The following is a 424-nucleotide window of genomic DNA, read 5'->3' as shown; positions in this document are numbered from 1 at the left end:
GCATTGCTTGCCGTCGGTGAGGCGCCATGCTGGCCGACATCCGCGAAAATAACCGCCGCGTGGTTTCCGGCAAAGGAGCGCGGCTTCGCTACCGGCGTGTGGGATTCGTCGTCCAAATGGGGACCGGCTATCGCGCCTGCCGTGCTGGTCGCGCTGATGGTCGCGTTCGGCTGGCGCTCCCTGTTTCATGTCACCGGCGCGTTCGGCATTGCATTCGCGCTGCTGTTCCTGATGTTGTATCGCAATCCGGCGCAGAGCAAGCGTCTTTCTCAAGACGAGCGCGAATACATCGAGGCGGGCGGCGGCGGCCATGAAAGATCATTGGCTGAGTCGTCGTTGCGGTGGCGCTCGCTTTTCACGCGACGCAGCGTGTGGGGCATGATTCTCGGCTACTTCTGCACCATCTGGCTGTGGAATATCTTCC

General features: G+C 61.8%; 1 protein-coding gene. It reads left to right on the top strand.

Annotated features, from left to right (window positions below; translation table 11 throughout):
- On the top strand, window positions 1-424 hold a 424-nt coding region (locus tag EN824_RS33555), incomplete at both ends, for an MFS transporter (RefSeq protein WP_135933168.1).

Origin of the sequence: Mesorhizobium sp. M8A.F.Ca.ET.181.01.1.1 (assembly GCF_004792025.1) — a bacterium.
In the GTDB taxonomy this organism is placed as follows: domain Bacteria; phylum Pseudomonadota; class Alphaproteobacteria; order Rhizobiales; family Rhizobiaceae; genus Mesorhizobium.
Note: the sequence above shows the minus strand (reverse complement) of the source record. Positions and strands in the feature narration are given on the sequence as shown.